The 4,989-nt window shown below is 72.8% G+C and carries 1 protein-coding gene; it reads left to right on the top strand.

Going from position 1 to position 4,989, the window contains the following annotated elements; genetic code table 11:
- Positions 1 to 4,989 (top strand): amino acid adenylation domain-containing protein (locus ABZW30_RS46495; RefSeq protein ID WP_355677407.1); only part of this gene is annotated, 4,989 nt, incomplete at both ends.

The raw sequence follows: 4,989 nt of genomic DNA on the forward strand, positions 1-4,989 counted from the left end.
GCCCGCTCGCTGCCCGAGTACATGGTCCCGGCCGTCTTCGTCGCCCTGGACGCGATCCCGCTGACCAACAGCGGCAAGGTCGACCACAAGGCCCTGCCGGCCGTCGACCAGAGCGCGTTCGCCACCACCGAGATCGTCGCCCCCCGCACCCCACTGGAAGAGCGCCTGGCCGCCGTCTGGTCCGAGGTCCTGGGCGTCGACCGGGTCGGCGTCGAGGACAACTTCTTCGACCTGGGCGGCGACTCCATCCGGGCCGTCCGCATGGTCGGTGCCCTCCGCGCCGCCGGCTACGACGCTTCCACCCGTGCGGTCTTCACCCACACCACCATCGCCGGCCTCGCCGCCGTTCTCGCCGGGAACGGCGAAGGGTCGCTGGTCACCACGGTGGAGCCGTTCGCGCTGATCAGCGCCGAGGACCGGACCGCGCTGCCGGCGGGCGTCGTGGACGCCTACCCGCTGTCGCAGATCCAGACCGGCATGCTCGTCGAGATGCTGGCCGCCCAGGGCCGGGGCGAGTCCGCCTACCTGAACATCAACTCCTTCCGCATCCCGGACACCACGCCCTTCGACCTCGGCGCCTTCACGGAGGCCGCCGCCGTCGTGGCCGGTCGCCACGAGGCCCTGCGTACCTCGCTGGACTTCGAGACGTACAGCCAGCCCCTGCAGCTGGTGCACGGCGAGGCGACGATCCCCGTCGGCGTCGAGGACCTGCGGGGTCTGACGGCCGACGAGCAGCGCGCCGCGCTGCTGGCCTTCACCGTCCGGGAGGAGGCCGAGTCGTTCGGCCTGGACGCCGCGCCGCTGCTGCGGATCGCGATCCACCTGGAGTCGGACGAGGCCTGGCGACTCACGTTCACCTACAACCACGCCATCGCCGAGGGCTGGAGCTACCACTCGCTCCTCATGGAGCTGCTGGCGTCCTACCAGCACCTGCGCGACGGCCGTGAGCTGCCCGCCTACGAGGCGCCGACCGTCCGGTACGCGGACTTCATCGCCGCCGAGCTGGAGTCGCTGGCCTCCGAGGAGGACCGCGCCTTCTGGCGGAACGTCATCGCCGACCACGCGCCGTTCGAGCTGCCGTCGGGGTGGCGCGCTCAGGGCGGCGCGAAGGAGCCGTACCGCCTGGAGGTCGACTACCGCGACCTGGAGGACGGGCTGCGCCAGCTGGCGCGCCGCACGAGCACCTCGCTGAAGAGCGTGCTGCTGGCCGCCCACCTCAAGGTGCTGAGCATGCTCAGCCCGGAGCGGGCCTTTCACACCGGTGTCGTCTACCACGGCCGCCTGGAGGCGCCGGGCGCCGAGCGGGTGATGGGCATGCACCTGAACACGCTGCCGTTCCCCGCCACCCGCCCGTCCGGCACCTGGCGCCAGCTGGTGGAGCAGGTCTTCGCACAGGAGGCCGAGACCTGGGCCCACCGCCGCTACCCGCTGCCCGCCGTCCAGCGTGACAGCGGCACTTCCCAGCGCCTGCTCACGGTGATGTTCGACCACCAGAACTTCCACCAGGTCGACACCGACACCGTGGACGCCGGCGCGGGGCTGGGCGTCGGCGTCAACGAGTTCGCGCTCGCGGTCATCGCCACGGGCGGCGCCCTCGCGATCAAGTCCAGCACGGACGCGCTCGGCCGGGAGCGCGCCGAGCAGCTCTCCGCCATGTACCGGCTCGTGCTCGAAGCCATGGCCACAGACCCCGAAGGTGACGCCACCGCCACCTACATACCCCACTTGGAGCAGACCGCAGTGCCTCGGATGCGTACGGAAGCAGACCAGCGCGAGCTGTCCCTCGACCTCTTCCGGGCTCGTGCGGCGGCTGCGCCGGACGCGGTCGCGGTGGTGTTCGGGGAGGAGCGGGTCTCGTACGGCGAGCTGGACGCGTGGTCCTCGCGGATCGCGGGCCGACTGCGCGGGCAGGGGGTCGGGTCCGGAGCGGTGGTCGGTCTGTACCTCGACCGCGGCCCGGGCGTCCTGGCGGCGATGCTGGGCGCCTGGAAGGCGGGCGCCGCCTACCTTCCGGTCGACCCGTCGCTTCCGGCCGAGCGGGTGGGCTACATGCTCACCGACTCGGGTGCCGCGCTCGTCCTGACCGACACCGACCCGGCCGGCCGGCTCGGCGAGTACACCGGCCCCTGGCTGGCGCTGGACGGCGGTTCCGAGGAGAGCTGGGAGGGCGTCACCCCGGCCGCCGACGAACTGGCGTACGTGCTGTACACCTCGGGTTCGACCGGTCGCCCCAAGGGCGTGATGATCGGGCACGGCGCGCTGGTGAACCTGCTGGGCTCGATCCGCGACGACGTGACCCCCGGCCGCCCGGGCACGTGGCTGGCCTCCACCTCCGTCTCGTTCGACATCTCCGGCCTCGAACTGCACCTGCCGCTGATCACCGGCGGGAAGGTCGTCCTGGCCTCCGCCGAGCAGGCCAAGGACGCCGCCGCCCTGGTTGAGCTGGTGGCCCGCAACCGGGTCACCCACGTCCAGGCCACCCCCTCGGGCTGGCGCCTGCTGCTCGCGGCCGGATTCGACAACTACGCCGTCACCGCGCTCGTCGGTGGCGAGGCGCTGACCGCCGGCCTGGCGCGGGAGCTGCTGCCGCGTGTCGGCCGTCTGGTGAACGTCTACGGTCCGACCGAGACCACGATCTGGTCCGCCCAGGGCGAGGTGCCGGACGGCGTCGAGCAGGTCTCGATCGGCGGCCCGCTGGCCAACACCCAGCTCCACGTCCTGGACGCGCACCTGAACCCGGTGCCGCAGGGCGTGACCGGCGAGCTGTTCATCGGCGGTGACGGTCTGGCCCGCGGCTACCTGGGCCGCCCGGACCTGACGGCGGAGAAGTTCGTCCCCAACCCCTTCGGCCCCGCCGGCAGCCGCCTGTACGCCACCGGTGACCTCGCCCGTGAGCTGGCCGACGGCACCCTGGAGTGCCTGGGCCGCATCGACGGCCAGGTGAAGATCCGCGGCTACCGCATCGAGCTCGGAGAGATCGAGAGCGCCCTGCGCGAGCACACCTCCGTCCGCGACGCTGTGGTGTCCGCACACGAGGACGCCCAGGGCGACAAGTCCCTGGCCGCCTACGTGGTCCCGGCCGACGGTGCCGCTCTGGACTCGGCCGTGCTGCGGGAGTTCCTGGGCGCCACGCTGCCCGAGTACATGGTCCCGACGGCCCTCGTCGCCCTGGACGCGATCCCGCTGACCAACAGCGGCAAGGTCGACCACAAGGCCCTGCCCGCCCCGGACGCCGACGCGTTCGCCCAGTCCGCGTACGTGGCCCCGCGCACCCCGGTCGAGGAGCGGCTGACGGCCGTCTGGTCGGACGTGCTCGGCATCGCCCGCATCGGCGTCGAGGACAGCTTCTTCGACCTCGGCGGCGACTCGATCCGTGTCGTCCGCCTGGTCGGCGCCCTGCGCGCCACCGGCTACGACGTGACGGTGCAGGACGTCTTCGAGCTGCGGACCGTCGCGCGCCTGGCCCAGAAGCTGAGCGGCCAGGAGGCCGGCGCGTCGCTGGTCACCACGGTGGAGCCGTTCGCGTTGATCGGCGACGGGGACCGGGCCGCGCTGCCGGCGGGCGTCGTGGACGCCTACCCGCTGTCGCAGGTCCAGACCGGCATGCTCGTCGAGATGACGGCGAACCCGGGCACCGCCGTCTACCACAACCTCAACTCCTTCCTGATCCCGGACACCCGGCCCTTCGAGCCGGAGACGCTTCGCGCCGCCCTGGCGCACGTCGTGCAGCGGCACGACATCCTGCGCACCTCGGTCGAGACGACCGGTTACTCGCAGCCGCTCCAGCTCGTCCACGCCACCGCCGAGCTGCCGCTCTCGCTGCACGACCTGCGCGAGCTCGACGCGGCCGGGCTCGACGCCGCCCGTGCGGAGTTCGCCGCGCAGGACCGCGCCACCCCGTTCGACGTGACCGCCGCCCCGCTGGTCCGGCTCGCGGTGCACCTGGAGTCGGACGAGGCCTGGCGCCTGGTCCTCAGCCACTGCCACGCGGTGACCGAGGGTTGGACCGCCAACTCCCTGATGACCGAGATCGTCGCCGCCTACCAGCAGCTGCGCGACCGGGGCGAGGCCACCGACGAGGAGGCGCCGGCCGTCCGGTACGCGGACTTCATCGCGGCCGAGCTGGAGTCGCTGGCCTCCGAGGAGGACCGCGCCTTCTGGCGGGACGTCATCGGCCGGCACGCGCCCATGCTCGTGCCCGCCGGCTGGGGCGAGGGCGCCGGCACCGCCGAGCGGCACTGGGCCCACGCGCCGTTCGCGGACCTGGAGGACGACCTGCGCCGGCTCGCCGCCCGCGCGCGCACCTCGCTGAAGAGCGTGCTGCTGGCCGCGCACCTGAAGGTGCTGGGCTCGCTCGGTACGGAGGACGCCTTCCACACCGGCGTGGTCTACCACGGGCGTCTGGAGGCCCCCGGCGCCGAGCGGGTGCTCGGCATGCACCTGAACACGCTGCCGTTCCCCGCCACCCGGGCGTCCGGCACCTGGCGTGAACTGGTCGAGCGGGTCTACGCCCGCGAGGCGGAGATCTGGGCCCACCGCCGCTACCCGCTGCCCGCCATCCAGCGCGACAGCGGCACCGGCGAGCGCCTGATCACGATGCTCTTCGACCACCAGGACTTCCACCAGGTCGACACCGACACCGTCGACGTCGACGCCAACATCGGCGACGGCGTGAACGAGTTCGCCGTCAACGTCACCGCGGCCCGCGGCCGGATCTCCATCGGCAGCACCACCGAGGTGCTGAGCGGGTCGAACCTGGCGCGGCTGGCGGAGATGTACCGGCTGGTGCTGGAGGCGATGGTCGCGGACTTCGACGGGGACGCCTCGGCGGCGTGTCTGCCGGAGGCGGAGCGCGCGTCGCTGCTGGGCGAGTGGAACGCCACGGTGGAGGTGCCGGTCGACGGTTGCCTGCACGAGGTGTTCGCCGAGCAGGCGGCCCGTACCCCCGACGCGGTCGCGGTGGTCTTCGGCGCTGAGTCGCTGACGTAC

Origin of the sequence: Kitasatospora sp. NPDC004669 (assembly GCF_040609455.1) — a bacterium.
Classification (GTDB): Bacteria; Actinomycetota; Actinomycetes; order Streptomycetales; family Streptomycetaceae; genus Kitasatospora.